The organism is Streptomyces sp. STR69, from assembly GCF_024519455.1.
Classification (GTDB): domain Bacteria; phylum Actinomycetota; class Actinomycetes; order Streptomycetales; family Streptomycetaceae; genus Streptomyces.
Genome location: NZ_JALJRY010000001.1, coordinates 655,082 through 670,161 on the forward strand (window position 1 = coordinate 655,082; position 15,080 = coordinate 670,161).

Sequence of the window (15,080 nt, forward strand, 5' to 3'; positions counted from 1 at the left end):
CCTACGGGACACGGCTCGCGTCCGGCAGGTCTGGTCAGCGCGGGTGAAGCGATCGCCGCCGTGTTGACCCGGCTGCGAGAATTTCCGTATGGCCGAGATCATCCAGCGCGACGGGACCTGGGCCTTCGACGGCACAACGGTCAGGATCACACCGGGACTTCACCGCTCCGTGCCCCTGTTCCGGCAGACGTACGGCGAGATCGCGGTGCCCCTCGAAGCCGTCGCGGGCGTCGTCTACGAGCCCGAACGCAGGCGTGGCCGACTGCGGCTGAGGCTGCGCGAGGGGGCCGATCCGCTGTTGCAGGCGACCGGTGGGCGGCTGCCGGACGCGGCGGATCCGTACCGGCTGATCGTGGACATCGACCGGTCCGGGGTCGCCGAGTACGTGGCGGAGGAGATCCGGCACGCGCTGCTCCTGGACCAGATCCCCAAGGAACCGACGAAGGCCTATCTGTTGCCGGGCCCGCCGGTGCCCGTCTCGGTGCGTTCGTCCGACGGCACGGTGTCGTTCGACGGCGCCCAGGTGCGGATCGACTGGGCCGACACCTCCGAGCGCGTGAAGCGTGCCACCGGGCCGCGGATAGTCGCCGTGGGCGATCTGGTGCAGGTGGAGTGGTTGCCCAACTCCGGTTACGAGGACGGGTTCATGCGGTTCGTGACCCGGGAGACGGTGTTCTCCAAACTGCCGCCGGAGAAGGACCCGTACGCCCTCGACCTGTGGGGCAGCACCCGCCGTGATCTGCTGACCGCGCTGGTGGCGACGGCGGTGACCGCGCGGCTGCCGCATCCGTCGGTCCGTGAGCGGGAGAACGGCGAGTTCACGGACCGTCCGCCGCGAGCGGCCACCGTTCCGTCTTCGGCCGACCATCACGACGTACTCCTGCGCAGGCTGCGGGAGTTGGGCGAACTGCACCGGGAAGGGGTGCTCACGGACGAGGAGTTCAGGATGACCAAGGCGGCGGTGCTGCGCGGTTTCGGATAGGGAGGCGTCAGCTGAGGAGGTCGGGTTCGCTGCGGCTGATGTCCTGCCACAGGGGCTGGTAGTTGATCCATGCGACGAGGTCACCGCCGGTCTGTTCGCGGGTGGCGACGGCGAGTTTGTGGTCGATGAGGAGAGGGCGGCCGGCCGCCTTGGCGAGGAGCTGCACCTGGCAGGAGCGTTCCATGGACAGGAACCACCAGGCCGCCGCGTCCACCGAGTCGCCGACGGTCAGCAGGCCGTGGTTGCGGAGCACGAGCGCCTTGCGGGAGCCCAGCGCGGCGGCGATCCGCTTGCCCTCCTCGGCGTCGACGGAGACCCCGCTGTAGGCGTCGTAGAGCGCGTGGTCCTCGTAGAAGGCGCAGCTCTCCTGGCTGATCGGGTCGAGGAAGTCACCGAGGGCGGAGAGCGCGCGGCCGTGCACGGAGTGGCAGTGGGCGACCGAGACGACGTCCGGGCGGGCGGCGTGGACCTGGGAGTGCACGGTGAAGGCGGCCTGGTTCACATGGTGGCCGCCCTGGAGGACCTGGCCCTCCGAGTTGGAGAGCACGAGGTCGCTGACGGTGACGTGCCGGAAGGGCATCCCGAAGGGGTTGACCCAGAAGCAGTCGGTGAACTCGGGGTCGCGGGCGGTGATGTGCCCCGAGACCCCGTCCTCGAAGCCGAGCCGGCCGAACAGACGCAGGGCGCCCGCGAGCCGTTCCTTGCGGTGCCGGCGTTCGTCCTCGACCGACTCGTGCATCGGCGGCATGGCGAACCGCAGCCGGTCGGTGGGCAGGGGGGAGGGCGGCGTCGGCCCGTGCATCGGTCCTCCAGCACTGGGTTTGTTGTAAGGGCGAGAAGTTACCGCCGGTCGGTCGAAAAGGGCAGTGCAGGTCAGTAAAGAGGACAGAGGTTGTCGGTTATCGGCGGAAGACTCGCCGTATGACAGCGAACTGGGCCACCTTCATCGCCGCCGAACCGGATCTCGCCGCGACCGTCGAGGAGCGGTTCGGCGCCTTCACGCATCACGTCCTGGCGACCCTGCGCAAGGACGGGTCGCCGCGTACGACCGGGCTCGAAGTGCGTTTCCTGGACGGCGAGTTGTGGCTCGGGATGATGCCCGACTCGCTCAAGGCGTTGGATCTGCGGCGTGATGCGCGCTTCGCGCTCCAGGCGAACCCGGGGCCGGGTACGGACACTCACGGCGGGGACGTACGGGTGAGCGGGCGGGCGGTGGAGGTGACGGATGCCGGGGTGAAGGGGGCGTACAGCAAAGAGGTGGAACCGCCGGAGCCGTTCCACCTCTTCCGCACCGAGGTGACGGAGGTCGTGCGGACCTACGTCGAGGACGAGAAGTACCTCGTCGTGCAGGTCTGGAAGCCGGGAGAGCCGGTGCGGACCCTCAAGCGGACCTGATCGTCGTCAACAGCGGGACTACTCCCACTCGATGGTGCCCGGGGGCTTCGAGGTGATGTCGAGGACGACTCGGTTGACGTCGGCGACCTCGTTGGTGATGCGGGTGGAGATCTTCGCGAGGACGTCGTACGGCAGGCGCGACCAGTCGGCCGTCATGGCGTCCTCGGAGGAGACCGGGCGCAGGACGATCGGGTGGCCGTAGGTGCGGCCGTCGCCCTGGACGCCGACGCTGCGGACGTCCGCGAGGAGGACCACCGGGCACTGCCAGATGTCGCGGTCGAGGCCGGCCGCGGTCAGTTCCTCGCGGGCAATGGCGTCGGCGTCGCGGAGCAGGTCGAGGCGGTCCTTGGTGACCTCGCCGACGATACGGATGCCGAGGCCGGGGCCGGGGAAGGGCTGGCGCTGGACGATCTCGTCCGGCAGGCCGAGCTCCTGGCCGACCATGCGGACCTCGTCCTTGAACAGCTTGCGCAGCGGTTCGACCAGCTCGAATTCGAGGTCTTCCGGGAGGCCGCCGACGTTGTGGTGGGACTTGATGTTCGCGGTGCCGGTGCCGCCGCCGGACTCGACGACGTCCGGGTACAGGGTGCCCTGGACCAGGAAGGCGACCTCGGGGCCCTCGTCCGCGATGATGTCGGCCTGTGCCTGCTCGAAGACGCGGATGAACTCGCGGCCGATGATCTTCCGCTTCTGCTCCGGGTCGGAGACCCCGGCGAGCGCGGTGAGGAAGCGCTCCTCGGCGTCGACGACGACGAGCTTGACGCCGGTCGCGGCCACGAAGTCCTTCTCGACCTGTTCGGTCTCGCCCTTGCGCATCAGACCGTGGTCGACGTAGACGCAGGTCAGCTGGTCGCCGATGGCGCGGGCGACGAGCGCCGCCGCTACGGCGGAGTCGACACCGCCGGACAGGCCGCAGATGGCGCGCTTGTCGCCGACCTGCTCGCGGATGAGGGCGACCTGCTCGTCGATGACGTTGCCGGTCGTCCAGTCCGGGGTGAGGCCCGCGCCCCGGTACAGGAAGTGCTCCAGGACCTGCTGGCCGTGCGTGGAGTGCATGACCTCGGGGTGGTACTGGACGCCGTAGAGCTTCTTCTCGTCGTTCTCGAAGGCGGCGACCGGGACGACGTCCGTGGACGCGGTGACCGTGAAGCCCTCGGGGGCGGCGGAGCAGGCGTCGCCGTGGGACATCCACACCGACTGCTCGTCCGGGGTGCCCTCGAAGAGGGTGGAGGACGACCGGGAGACGTGCAGGGGCGTACGGCCGTACTCGCGGGCGCCGGTGTTGTCGACGGTGCCGCCGAGGGTGGTCGCCATCAGCTGGAAGCCGTAGCACATGCCGAAGACGGGGACGCCGGCCTCGAAGAGTTCGCGGTCCAGGCGGGGGGCGCCCTCCGCGTACACGGACGAGGGGCCGCCGGAGAGGATGATCGCCGCCGGGTTCTTGGCGAGCATCTCCGCGACCGGCATGGTGCTCGGCACGATCTCGCTGTAGACCCGGGCCTCGCGGACGCGGCGGGCGATGAGCTGGGCGTACTGCGCGCCGAAGTCGACGACCAGGACGGTGTCGGGGGCGGGGGTCGCTGACACGGGAGCGTGGCCTTCCGGCGGTGGGGCGGGGGTCTGGGTACCGATTCTAACGGGGGTCGCGTGGGACACCTCGCCGTATGCCGGGGGCTCCGCCCCCAGACCCCAGGGCCTGTGCCCGCCCACCACCCGTCTCGGTCCGCCGCAGAGGTCCTGTGGCATACTCGCCCCATGCTCACGCACCCGACCTTCCTCTTTACCTATGGCAACCGGTCCGCCGGCTGCCATGGTCGTGCTGCTTGAGCCACTGACAAGCGACTTCCCAGGCGCCCCGGACCGACAGGTCCGGGGCGCCTGGTGTTTCCCGGTCCGGCCGGTCCTGTGCGCTCCCACCACAAGGAGCCCGGAATGACCACCTCCACCCCCGAGCAGACCATCGCCGACGCCCGTGAGCGCATCGACGCCCTCGACGACCGGATCATCGGGCTGATCCAGGAACGGGTCGCCGTGTCCGCCGTCGTCCAGGAGACGCGGATCGCCTCCGGCGGCCGGCGCGTGCATCTGTCCCGGGAGAACGAGATCCTCGGCCGCTACCGGGACGCGCTCGGCAAGCCCGGCACCTCGCTCGCGATGACGCTGCTCGAACTGTCCCGGGGGCGGATCTGAGTTCGAGCCCCGTCTCACCCGTACGGCGCGTGACCGCTTCGCGAACGACTTCGTTGGTGGTGGTGTCCGTGCCAGCCAGGGGCGGGCCCGAAAGAACCACGCGTGGCTCGCTGGGGCGATGAGACGTACGGATCGTGCCGTACGTCGTGGGACCTCGCTCCAGGGTCGTGACCGGACGGCAGGGGACAGCAGCCCGGTCACCCAAGAGAACGGTCGGCTCCGGGGACGCCCGGGGCCGCCCGGCGGAAACTGCAAAAATGCACAAAGCCGGATCGAACGGTTGCGGTGGCCGTCTCCATCCAGCACGATGCGTAGAAGCCCCCCGAACGTCCCGCTGAGCCCCAAGTCCCAAAGCAGTCAACCGCATTGCGGTGCACCGTCCCACTGCCAAAGGTCGAGACCAAGCGCGCGCCCCAGGTGCGCCGGGGCGCCGACCGGGGGCACTTCAGACAACTTGAGACCAGCGGCGCAACCCCCCGGCGCCGCTCCCAGGCACCGGCGCTGCCCTGACGTCGGTGCTGACGGAGAAGGGCCCCGCGGCTCCGTCCCGCGGGGCCCTTCGCTTGCGTTCTTGCGCTCCTAGGTCCGGCTCACCGTCCCGCAGGTGCCCTGGTCCTTGCTGATGTCCTTGCTGCGGTCGTACGGGTCCGTCGTCGGGCCCGAGGGCGTCGCGCCCGTGGGGGACGACGTGGTGTCGGAGTCGAACTGCGGGTGGAGATAACCGTCGTAGACGTCGCAGGCCGAGTTGCCGAAGTCCGCGTTGTTGAGGGTGAGGGTCAGCAGGCCGGGGGTGACCTGGTAGCGGGCGGGGTCGAGGATCTCGACGTCGATCACCCGGCGGACGATGCTGCGGGCGACCTCGGTGGAGCCGTCGGTCCGGACCAGCGGGTAGACGAAGGTGTAGTCGGAGTGGATGGTGACGCCCCCGCTGGAGTCCTTCGCGAAGGTGGTGCGTCCGCGCGTCTTCACCACCTTGCCGACCAGTCGTACGTCCTTGGGGTCGAAACGGCTGAACAGCAGTGTGGGGTCGTCGGCCTTGGTCGGGGCGGCCAGGGACGCCTTCAACTGGTCGAGCACTTTGGGCTGTTTCGGGTCGAGGACCGCGAGCGCGGCCGACGGGCGGTCGCCGCGGATCGTCTTCGGGTCGAGGTTGGCGGCGACGAGCAGGATCTTCGTCTGCTGGAGGGCCAGTTCGACCCGGTCCTTCGAGATCGTCCCTATGCCCTTCGCCTTCGGCAGGATGATGCCGGCCACGCCGTCGGCCCAGTTCAGGGCGGGTGAACCGGCGAACGGCCGGTCCAGGGTGGGGGTTTGGGGGTCCACGGTGGAGGGCGCGGCAGTCGGGGCGGCGGTCTCCGGCGCGAGCGGAGAGGCCGAGTCGGAGTGACCCTTGCCGAAGGGGTCGCCGGGCAGCAGCGAGGGTTTCATCGCGACCACGGCGACGGCCACGGCGAGCGGGATACCGAGGACGGCCCACAGGCGGCGCCTGCGCCGGGCCCTCCCGTTCATCTCCTGCCAGGCCGGACCGGTCCGCCAGCCCTCGGGCTGCTCGGCCTTCTTCAGTCGTTCGGTCACCTCGCGGGCGCGCGCGGAGGGTTCCTTCTGTGCGGAAGCCCGGATGTCACGCTCCGTGTCACGGGCGAACTTGTCCCAGACGTCGTCGGGGATCTCCGGGGTCGAGGACGGTTCCTCGGACGGTTTGTCAGACACCAGGTAGTTGTAGGCGCCCGAAAGCGTGTTCACAAGAAGAACTTGGGTGTGACACAGCCCACATAAGAATCCGGTGAGGTTGACACAACCCTTCACAGGTTTCCCGGGTCACACCTGCAGAACAAGGGCCACACCCGCGCCCCACACGCGGAGCCCTCCGCCCAGCGTGCTGCGCTGTCGCAGCACTCCGGACTTCTTGAGGACTTCATGAAGCTTCGCCGTGTCATGGCCACGGTCGCCGCGACGGCCGCCATAGCCCCCCTCGCCCTGCTGTCGGCGCCGGCCGCGTTCGCCGACGGCGACTCGCCGGACACGTCGGTCACCAGCCCCGCGGCCGAGGACAGCAGCCCGGCGGCGGACGCGAGCACCCCCGCCGCCGACGACAGCACTCCCGCGTCGGACACGAGCAGCCCGGCGGCCGACGACAGCAGCCCCGCCTCGGACACCAGCTCCCCGGCCGCGGACACCAGCAGCCCCGCCGCGTCGGGCACCCCGAGCGGGAGCGCGTCGCCGAGCCCGTCCGCGTCGCCGAGCAAGCCGTCCGGCGACTTCGACCCGTACGCGGACTGCAAGACGTTCGACGTGGACGAGAAGCTCACCGCGTCGATCACCGGGCTGCCGAACAAGATCGTCGCCGGTTCCGGCTGGCACAACTTCAAGTTCGTGGTGAACAACGCCTCGGACAAGGACCTGCAGAACGTCTGGATCAACGCGCTCACCGAGTACAGCGACGAGGTGAACGACAACGCGTCGCTGCTCCTGGGCCTGGCCGAGATCCAGCTGAAGCAGGACGGCAAGTGGACCGACTCCTACCAGCAGACCGTCGGCTCCGGCAGCAGCCAGACCACGCTGTCCGGAAGCGTCGTCGCGGTTCTTCCCACTCTGGAGAAGCAGTCCACGACCACGCTCGACCTGCGCGTGATGATCAAGCCCAAGGCCCCCGCGGGCTCGTCGTTCGCGCTGAGCCAGGCGGTGTACGCGGGCAACGGTGACTCCTGCTACGGCAACGGGGACTTCTACGAGTTCTCCGTGCTCGCCGCCGGCAGCAGCGACCCGGGCGACGGCGAGGCCAAGCCGACCGGCCAGAAGCCGACCGGGACCGACGAGGACCTGAAGCCGCAGGGCGGGGTCAACGAGGCCACCGGCAACCTCGCCGAGACCGGCTCCAGCTCCGCCCTGCCGGTGATCGGCCTGGTGGGCGGCGCGGCCGTCGTCGCGGGTGCCGCCGCCGTGGTCATGGTGCGCCGCCGCAAGACCGGAGAGAGCGCGTAACACCTAGCACGTAGCTCGCTCGGCAAAGAAGGACCTGCGCTCGGAGGGGGGCGCAGGTCCTTCTGCACGTCTCTGCCTCTACGGCAACCACCGCTGGTCGCCTACGACTTCGGCGGCACCCTCGGCATCCCCAGGAACGGCAGCCTCAGCGCGCCGAACGCGCCCTCGGGGACGGCCGGTTGACGCGGCTCCACCGGCTTCAGCCGTTCGTACGACGCCCCTTGGCGCGGACGCGGGTCCGGCTCGCCCTTGTTGGGCCAGTACGACATCGCGCGCTCGGCCTGCGCCGTGATGGTGAGCGACGGATTGACGCCGAGGTTCGCCGAGACGGCCGCGCCGTCGACGACCGAGATGCCGGGGTGGCCGTAGAGGCGGTGGTACGGGTCGATCACGCCGGTCTCGCGGGAGGCGCCGATGGGGCAGCCGCCGAGGAAGTGGGCGGTGAGCGGGGTGCCCATCAGTTCGCCGACGTTGGAGCCCGCGAAGCCGTTGATCTCGGCGGCGATGGCCGCCGCGGCCTCCGAAGCCGCCCTGATCTGCTTGGGGTTGGGGGCGCCATGACCCTGACGGGCCGTCAGAAGCCCTTTCCCCACGCCGTCCGGTTTCAGGTATGTCGTCAGGGAGTTGTCCAGCGACTGCATCACCAGGCCGATGATGGTCCGTTCCGACCAGTGGCGGTTGGAGAGCGAACGCAGGACCAGGAGCGGGTGGCGGGCCGCGTTCGCCAGCCAGGCCAGCGCCCTCGACGAGCCCTCCGCGTACGGGACTTGGAGGATGGAGAGGCCGCCCATCGAGTTGGAGCCCTTGCCGTAGCGGACCGGTTCGATGTGGGTGTTCTCGTCGGGGTGGATCGAGGAGGTGATGGCGACTCCGCGGGTGAAGTCGGCCTTCGCGGTGCCGGTCGCCCTGCGGTAGCGGCGGTCGCTCGTCTGCGCGCCGACCAGCGCCTCCGAGTTGGTGCGGGTGAGCTCGCCCAACTTCTCGGAGAGGTACGGCAGTTGGCCACCCGCCTTCATGCGGTGCAGGAGGGTCTGGGTGCCGTAGGTGCCGGCGGCGAGGACGACCCTGCGGGCTTTGAAAGTGCGGCCCTCGGACTTCCGACGCGCGTCGGTCGGCAGGGTCGCGACCGCGTAGCCGCCCTGCGAGTCGTCCGTGACGGACACGACGGTCGTCATCGGGTGGACCTCGGCGCCCGCCTTCTCGGCGAGGTGGAGGTAGTTCTCGTTGAGGGTGTTCTTGGCGCCGTGCCGGCAGCCCGTCATGCACTCGCCGCACTCGGTACAGGCCTTGCGGGCCGGGCCCGCGCCGCCGAAGTACGGGTCCGCCACCTGCTCGCCCGGCCTGGCCTTCGCGGTGCCGTCGGCGTCCTCGCCGTCGCCGAAGAAGACGCCGACCGGGGCCATGTGGAAGGTGTCGCCGACGCCCATCCGCTGCGCCGCGGCCTTCAGATGGACGTCGGACGGCGTCATCGTCGGGTTGAGCCGTACGCCGAGCATGCGGCGGGCCTGGTCGTAGTACGGGCCCAACTCCTCCTGCCAGTCCGTGATGTCGCGCCACTGGGGATCTTCGAAGAACGGCTTGGGCGGGACGTACAGGGTGTTGGCGTAGTTCAGGGAGCCGCCGCCCACGCCGGCGCCGGCGAGGACCATGACGTTGCCGAGCAGGTGGATGCGTTGGATGCCGTAGAGGTTGAGTTTGGGGGCCCAGAGGTAGTTCTTGAGGTCCCAGGAGTTCCTGGGGAGGGACTCGCGGGTGAAGCGGCGGCCGGCCTCCAGGACACCTACGCGGTAGCCCTTCTCCGTCAGGCGCAGGGCGGTTACGGAACCACCGAAGCCCGAGCCGACGACGATGACATCGTAGTCGTAGGTGTCCTGTGGCACATGCTCTCCTCGTTGAGAACCGTTGAGAACCAGGGATTTCTACTTGAGACGCAGGGCCTTCATCACCCGCAGGCTGCGGCTCATGAACTGCGCGTACGCCTCGTCGGTCATCCCCAGTGACGGGGCCATCGGCAACAGCCGCTGCTGGGCGACCGTTTGGGCCTCGGTGTACTTGAGGATGCCCTCGGAGCCGTGGCGGCGGCCGAGACCGGAGTCCTTCATGCCGCCCATGGGGGACTGGACGCTGCCGTAGGCGGAGGCGTAGCCCTCGTTGACGTTGACCGTGCCGGTGCGCAGGCGGGCGGCGACGGCGCGGCCACGGCGGCCGTCCTTCGTCCAGACCGAGGAATTGAGGCCGTAGGACGTGGAGTTGGCCGCTTCCACCGCCTCGTCCTCCGTCTTGAAGCGGTAGATGGAGACGACCGGGCCGAAGGTCTCCTCGCCGCAGACCGCCATCGGGGCCTCCACGCCGTCGAGGATGGTCGGTTCGAAGAAGTACGGGCCGATGTCCGGGCGGGCGACTCCGCCCGCGACGAGCTTGGCGCCCTTGGCGACGGCCTCCTCCACGTGCCGTGTCACCGTCTCCAACTGGCGCTCACCCACCAGCGATCCCATGTCGGCGCCGTAGGCGAGGGAGGTGCCGAGGCGCATGGCCTTGGTGCGGGCGGCGAAGCGTTCCAGGAAGGCGTCGGCGATCGACTCGTGGACGTACAACCGCTCGATGGAGATGCAGAGTTGGCCGGCGGAGGAGAAGCAGGCGCGGACCGCGCCCGCCGCCGCCTTGTCGAGGTCGGCGTCCTCCAGGACCAACATGGCGTTCTTTCCGCCGAGTTCGAGGGAGACGCCGACCAGGCGGGCCGCGGCGCCCTGCGCGACCTCGCGGCCCGTGCGGGTGGAGCCGGTGAAGGAGACGTAGTCGGCGTGCTTGACGACCTCGGGGCCGACGACCGGGCCCTCGCCCAGGACGACCTGGAAGACGTCCGCGGGCAGGCCGGCCTCGATGAGAAGGTCGCGGGCCCAGAGGGCGGTCAGGCAGGTCTCGGTGTCCGGCTTCATGACGACCGCGTTGCCCGCGACGAAGGCCGGGAGGGCGTCGCCGACGGAAAGTTCGAGCGGGTAGTTCCAGGGGGCGATCTGACCGACTACCCCGCGCGGGTGCCGGAGTTCGGTGACCTTGGTGAGGGTCGGGACGGCGCCGGTGTGGCGCTTGGGGCGGAGGTAGGCGGGGGCCTTGCGGCCGTAGTGGCGGGCCGCGACGGCGACGGCTTGCACCTCTTCGTGCGCGTGCAGCCGTGCCTTGCCGGTCTCCAGCTGGATCAGGTCGAGGACCTCGGACTGGCGGGCGAGGACGAGATCGTGGAAGCGCAGCAGGACGGCCGCGCGCTGCCGTACCGGCGTCTGTACCCACAGGGCCTGTGCGGCGCGGGCCGCGTCGAAGGCCTTCGCCACGTCCTCGGGGGTGGACTCGGGCAGGTCGGCGAGCTTCTCACCGGTGAACGGTGAGTGGTTGGCGGTCCGGCCGGAGCCGACCACCCCCTTCGTGAGCTGGGCGACCAGCTCCGGGGTGACCACATCGGCGGCGGTACGGGCGCCTGTGGGGGCCGGCGCGAGGGGGTTCGTGCCGGTCGTCGTTTCCGTACCGGTCTTTTCCGGGGCCTGCGAGTCCGTCATGTGCGGCAGGGTATGCCGCCACGGAGGGTTTGGGTACCCGTCGGTAATCGGGATTCACCGAGCGCTCACACCGCGCCAGCGATCACTGGCAACGAATGCGCTGATCAGGCGGTTGTGCGGGGATGATCACCGGCCGGTCGCCGCCGGATCAGTTTTCCGGGAGGGTGAGCCGGGCGCGGGCGCCCTTGAAGAGCGCGGTGCCCTTCTTCTCCGCCGGTGTGCCCTTGGGCATGTCCACGCGCAGCTCGTACATGCGGTCGTCCGCGGTCCGGATGACCAGGGCCATCGTGCGGGTGCGGACGCCGGACTGTTCGTGGGTGGTGTCGGCCAGGACGGCGTCCTTGTTCCCGTGGAAGCTGGTGCGGGTGTACTGCGGGTCGGTCGTACCCCGGCCCAGGGCGTGCGCTTCGGCGAGGGACGACTCGGCGGCCCCGTCCCATTCGGTGAGGCGGACGCGGAGGGCGCCGGTGCCGTAGACGACGGTACGGATGCCGGCCGCCGCGTCCGTCCGGAGAAGCCGGTACTGGGGCGGGAGGAAGAGGACCGCGTTCATGCCGTCCCGCTGGTGAGCGGTCCAGGAGTCCTTGCCGAGAGTGTTCTCCAGGAGAGTGCCGAAGACCAGACCCGCCAGGAGGAGGACCCCGAGGGCGATGAGAAGTGCGCGACGGGGGCGGCGGGAACGGGACTTGGGCCCGGGGTCGGGTACGGGTACGGGTACGGGTTCTGGATCCGGTTCCGGCTCCGCTACGGCGTCGGAGGCGATGGCGGGCTCTTCGGGCTCCGCGTCCGGCTCCGCGGCCTGGACCGTGACCGCCGGCTCCGGTACGTCCTTCCCCGCGGCCACCGCCTCCAGTACCGCGCCGACCTCCTCCGCCCCCGGCCGCTCCTCCGGGTCCCGGGCCAACATCCTTACGAGCAGCGGTCCGAGGGGGCCCGCCCGGGTCGGCTCGGGCGGTTCGCCGGCCAGGATCGCGCCGAGCGTGGACTCCACGGTCGTACGGCGGAAGGGGGATGCCCCTTCGACGGCCGCGTACAGGAGTACGCCGAGGGACCACAGGTCGGAGGCCGGTCCGGCGCCGGTGCCCGACATGCGCTCGGGAGCGATGAATTCGAGCGAGCCGACGAACTCCCCGCTGGCGGTGAGGGATTCCTCGCCCTGGATGTGCGCGATGCCGAAGTCGGTGAGGACGACCCGGTCGTGGGGACCGAGCAGGACGTTGGCGGGCTTCACGTCACGGTGCACGATCCCCACGGCGTGTGCGGCGCTCAGGGCGCCGAGGACGGCGCGGCCGATGCGCGCGGAGTCGGCGGGGGTGAGGCGTCCGCGCCTGAGCAGTTCGTGCAGGGACTCACCGCGCACCAACTCCATGACGATCCAGGGGAGTTGATCGTCCTCGATGACGACGTCGTGGATGGCGACGGCGGAGGGGTGGTCGACCCGGGCGGCGGCGCGGGCCTCGCGGTAGAGCCGGTGGGCGGCGCGCTGGAACTCCTCGTCCGCCGGGTCGCCGGGCAACCGCGGCTGTTTTACGGCGACTTCGCGGTCCACGAGTTCGTCGAAGGCCCGCCACACGGTGCCCATGCCGCCGGAACCGATCCGTTCGAGCAACCGGTAGCGACCGCCGACCAGACGTCCGTCGCGCACCTGTTCGCCGACTTCGCTCATGCCCCATCAGTACCGTGCCGGATACGGCCTTGTCGACGCGCGTCCTACTTCCCGAGCACCAGCGTGTCGCCCATCCGCCGCACCTCCGCGACCCCGGTCCCGCCGAAGTGTGCCGGAATCACCAACTCCCCTTCGTCGGCCGCCCGTTCGAGCACACGTCGGCGGCTCGCGGCGGCCTGCCGGGGATCGAGGCAGAAGCAGCTGCTGCACTCGGGATGCGCGATCTGGACGGGGCTGTGCAGCAAGTCCCCGACGAACACGGCCCGTTCACCGCCGGAGGCGACCCGCAGGACGGAGGAACCGGGGGTGTGCCCGGGCGCCGACTCCAGCGCGAGGTGCTCGTCGATGCGGTACGTCCCGTCCCACAGGGTGGCCAGCCCGGCGCGGTGCACGGGCGCGACGCTGTCCTCGTAGGTCAGCCGGTCGTCGGGCCGTACCGCACCGCCGTAGTGGTTCTCCGGGCCGAAGTGGAAGTCGTCGGCGGCGGGGAGGAGATAGCGCGCGTTGGGGAACAGCGGTTGCCAACTCCCGTCCACGTCATGGGTGTTCCAGCCGACGTGGTCGCCGTGGATGTGGGTGTTGACGACGACGTCGACCTCCTCCGGCCGTACGCCGGCCCGCGCCAGCCGTCCCGGCAGGTCGCCCTGGCTCATGTGGAACAGCGGATTGCCGGGCCGCTCCCGGCCGTTGCCGACGCCGGTGTCCACGAGCACGGTCCGCCCGGCGCTGCGCAGCACCCAGGTCTGGAGCGCCACGACCGCGCGGTCGCTGTCGGGGTCCCAGTGGTCGGGGGCGAGCACGTCACGGTTGTCCTGCCACACCTCGGACGGCAGGTCCGGGACGAGGGTGCGGGCGGGGGCGTAGGGCTGCTGCCACTCGACGACTCGGACGACTTCGACGTCGCCGATCATCAGGGTCTGTGTGTTGTCCTCGGTCATGGAAACGAGCCTAGGGAGCGGAGGATGAGTGCCTCAATGCGTGAATTGCTCATCCTGATACGCGCACGGCTCATGGTTGCCCCGTCGGCGTAGTCTGCCCGTATGGATGTGGTGAGCGACGCGATCTCCGCCGTGCGGACCGGGCAGCCGTCCTCCAACCGGCTGCGGGTGGGCGGGAGTTGGTGCACTCGGCTGGCGCCCTACGAGGGTGCGGGGTTCCATGTCGTGCTCGCGGGGAGTTGTCGGCTGGTGGCCGACGGGGGCGGCGAGCCGGTGGCGCTGGGCGCCGGGGACGTCGTACTGCTGCCGCACGGAGCCGGGCATGTGCTGGCGGACCCGTCCGGCGACACGGTGCGGGCGGTGCCGTTCGAGGAGATGCGCCGGCCGGTCGGGGACGGGCCCGAGGTGGAGCTGTTGTGCGGGAAGTACCGGCTGGACCGGAGCCGTACGCATCCGCTGATGGCGGAGCTGCCGGAGGTGGTCCATCTGCCGAACCGGGTCGGCCGCCATCCCGAACTCCGGGCTGCCGTAGACCTGTTGGCGCAGGAGTTGGGCGAACGGCGGCCGGGGGCCTGCCTGGCGCTGCCGAGCCTGCTCGACCTGCTGCTGATCTACATGGTGCGGGCGTGGATGTCCCAGGCGGAGAGCGGCAGTTGGCCGTCCGTGCTGAGCGATCCGGTGACCACGGCCGCGCTACGGGCGCTGCACTCCGACCCGGCCGCCCCCTGGACCAACGACCGGCTGGCCGCGGCGGCGGGCGTGTCCCGGGCGACGCTGGCCCGCCGGTTCACCGCACTGGTGGGGCGGGCGCCGATGGCGTATCTGACGTGGTGGCGGCTGACGTTGGCGGCTACCCGCCTGCGGGACACGGACGCCTCGCTGACAACCGTGGCCCGCGAGGCGGGATACGGGAGCCCGTACGCCCTGTCGCACGCGTTCAGCAGGGAGTTCGGGGTGACGCCGGGGAAGTACCGCGCATCGGGGGAGGTACGGGCCTAGGCGTGCCCTAGTCGCCGTCGGGATCGTCGTACTCCTCCGCCAGCCGCAGCCCCAGGTCGGACTCCCATTCCAGGGCCCACTGCCGTAGCTCCGCGGTCTCCCGCGCGTCGAGTCCGTGCGCCGCGAACTCCTCGTCGCTCATCCAGACCACGCTCTCCAGCCGGTCCCGCAGGCCGAACAACTCGAACTCCGGGGCGGCGTCCCGCAGTCCGAGCTGTTCGAGTTCGATGACGGAGAAGTGGCGGCAGGACGCGTGCACGGCGATCACGTCCTGCGGCAGACCGCGGTCGGCGAGCGCGCGCACGCTCGCGACCGCCAGGTCCTCGTGACTCGCCGTATCCGGTGTGCCCACCGCCAACTCCCCTTCTACCGGCGCC

13 protein-coding genes are annotated in these 15,080 nt (G+C 70.4%); 5 read left to right on the plus strand and 8 right to left on the minus strand.

Annotation, left to right across the window (positions count from 1 at the left end; translation table 11 throughout):
* Window positions 1-88: 88 nt before the first annotated feature.
* Window positions 89-982, plus strand: a complete 894-nt coding sequence (locus OC490_RS03065) for a DUF4429 domain-containing protein (protein WP_262056163.1) — start codon at window positions 89-91, stop codon at window positions 980-982.
* Window positions 983-989: 7 nt separating this feature from the next.
* On the opposite strand, the gene OC490_RS03070 is transcribed toward OC490_RS03065, so the two are convergent.
* Window positions 990-1,784, minus strand: coding sequence for a class II aldolase/adducin family protein (locus OC490_RS03070; protein WP_262056164.1), 795 nt, complete (start codon window positions 1,782-1,784; stop codon window positions 990-992).
* 119 nt (window positions 1,785-1,903) lie between these two features.
* On the opposite strand from OC490_RS03070, the gene OC490_RS03075 reads away from it, so the two are divergent.
* On the plus strand, window positions 1,904-2,377 hold the full coding sequence (locus tag OC490_RS03075) for a pyridoxamine 5'-phosphate oxidase family protein (RefSeq protein WP_262056165.1): 474 nt from the start codon (window positions 1,904-1,906) through the stop codon (window positions 2,375-2,377).
* Window positions 2,378-2,395: 18 nt separating this feature from the next.
* Here the strand turns inward: OC490_RS03075 and guaA are convergent, their stop codons facing one another.
* Entirely contained in the window at window positions 2,396-3,964 is a 1,569-nt protein-coding gene (guaA, locus tag OC490_RS03080) for a glutamine-hydrolyzing GMP synthase (RefSeq protein WP_200714177.1), read from the minus strand.
* Window positions 3,965-4,309: 345 nt separating this feature from the next.
* On the opposite strand from guaA, the gene OC490_RS03085 reads away from it, so the two are divergent.
* Window positions 4,310-4,567, plus strand: a complete 258-nt coding sequence (locus tag OC490_RS03085; protein ID WP_019066782.1) for a chorismate mutase — start codon at window positions 4,310-4,312, stop codon at window positions 4,565-4,567.
* A gap of 579 nt (window positions 4,568-5,146) precedes the next feature.
* Here the strand turns inward: OC490_RS03085 and OC490_RS03090 are convergent.
* Complete coding sequence (locus OC490_RS03090; protein WP_262056166.1) at window positions 5,147-6,277, minus strand: hypothetical protein; 1,131 nt, start codon at window positions 6,275-6,277, stop codon at window positions 5,147-5,149.
* Window positions 6,278-6,484: 207 nt separating this feature from the next.
* On the opposite strand from OC490_RS03090, the gene OC490_RS03095 reads away from it, so the two are divergent.
* Entirely contained in the window at window positions 6,485-7,549 is a 1,065-nt protein-coding gene (locus tag OC490_RS03095) for an LAETG motif-containing sortase-dependent surface protein (RefSeq protein ID WP_262056167.1), read from the plus strand.
* Window positions 7,550-7,650: 101 nt separating this feature from the next.
* Here the strand turns inward: OC490_RS03095 and OC490_RS03100 are convergent, their stop codons facing one another.
* From OC490_RS03100 to OC490_RS03115, 4 genes are all read right to left on the minus strand, one after another.
* Window positions 7,651-9,429, minus strand: a complete 1,779-nt coding sequence (locus tag OC490_RS03100) for a GMC oxidoreductase (RefSeq protein ID WP_262056168.1) — start codon at window positions 9,427-9,429, stop codon at window positions 7,651-7,653.
* A 39-nt stretch (window positions 9,430-9,468) separates the two neighbouring features.
* Window positions 9,469-11,100, minus strand: a complete 1,632-nt coding sequence (locus OC490_RS03105) for a succinic semialdehyde dehydrogenase (RefSeq protein WP_262056169.1) — start codon at window positions 11,098-11,100, stop codon at window positions 9,469-9,471.
* 148 nt (window positions 11,101-11,248) lie between these two features.
* On the minus strand, window positions 11,249-12,766 hold the full coding sequence (locus OC490_RS03110) for a serine/threonine-protein kinase (RefSeq protein WP_262056170.1): 1,518 nt from the start codon (window positions 12,764-12,766) through the stop codon (window positions 11,249-11,251).
* 44 nt (window positions 12,767-12,810) lie between these two features.
* Complete coding sequence (locus tag OC490_RS03115) at window positions 12,811-13,704, minus strand: MBL fold metallo-hydrolase (RefSeq protein ID WP_262056171.1); 894 nt, start codon at window positions 13,702-13,704, stop codon at window positions 12,811-12,813.
* 102 nt (window positions 13,705-13,806) lie between these two features.
* Here OC490_RS03115 and OC490_RS03120 point away from each other — a divergent pair, with 102 nt between their 5' ends.
* Complete coding sequence (locus OC490_RS03120) at window positions 13,807-14,703, plus strand: AraC family transcriptional regulator (RefSeq protein ID WP_262056172.1); 897 nt, start codon at window positions 13,807-13,809, stop codon at window positions 14,701-14,703.
* Between the two features lie 7 nt (window positions 14,704-14,710).
* Here the strand turns inward: OC490_RS03120 and OC490_RS03125 are convergent, their stop codons facing one another.
* A complete protein-coding gene (locus tag OC490_RS03125) occupies window positions 14,711-15,055 on the minus strand; it encodes a hypothetical protein (RefSeq protein ID WP_262056173.1) in 345 nt (114 codons plus the stop codon).
* Between the last annotated feature and the right edge of the window lie 25 nt (window positions 15,056-15,080).

What these genes read in the sequence shown, in the direction of transcription:
- OC490_RS03065 (WP_262056163.1), top strand. Translation starts at nt 89, where the DNA reads ATGGCCGAGATCATCCAGCGCGACGGGACCTGGGCCTTCGACGGCACA.
- OC490_RS03070 (WP_262056164.1), bottom strand. Translation starts at nt 1,784, where the DNA reads ATGCACGGGCCGACGCCGCCCTCCCCCCTGCCCACCGACCGGCTGCGG.
- OC490_RS03075 (WP_262056165.1), top strand. Translation starts at nt 1,904, where the DNA reads ATGACAGCGAACTGGGCCACCTTCATCGCCGCCGAACCGGATCTCGCC.
- OC490_RS03085 (WP_019066782.1), top strand. Translation starts at nt 4,310, where the DNA reads ATGACCACCTCCACCCCCGAGCAGACCATCGCCGACGCCCGTGAGCGC.
- OC490_RS03095 (WP_262056167.1), top strand. Translation starts at nt 6,485, where the DNA reads ATGAAGCTTCGCCGTGTCATGGCCACGGTCGCCGCGACGGCCGCCATA.
- OC490_RS03105 (WP_262056169.1), bottom strand. Translation starts at nt 11,100, where the DNA reads ATGACGGACTCGCAGGCCCCGGAAAAGACCGGTACGGAAACGACGACC.
- OC490_RS03110 (WP_262056170.1), bottom strand. Translation starts at nt 12,766, where the DNA reads ATGAGCGAAGTCGGCGAACAGGTGCGCGACGGACGTCTGGTCGGCGGT.
- OC490_RS03115 (WP_262056171.1), bottom strand. Translation starts at nt 13,704, where the DNA reads ATGACCGAGGACAACACACAGACCCTGATGATCGGCGACGTCGAAGTC.
- OC490_RS03120 (WP_262056172.1), top strand. Translation starts at nt 13,807, where the DNA reads ATGGATGTGGTGAGCGACGCGATCTCCGCCGTGCGGACCGGGCAGCCG.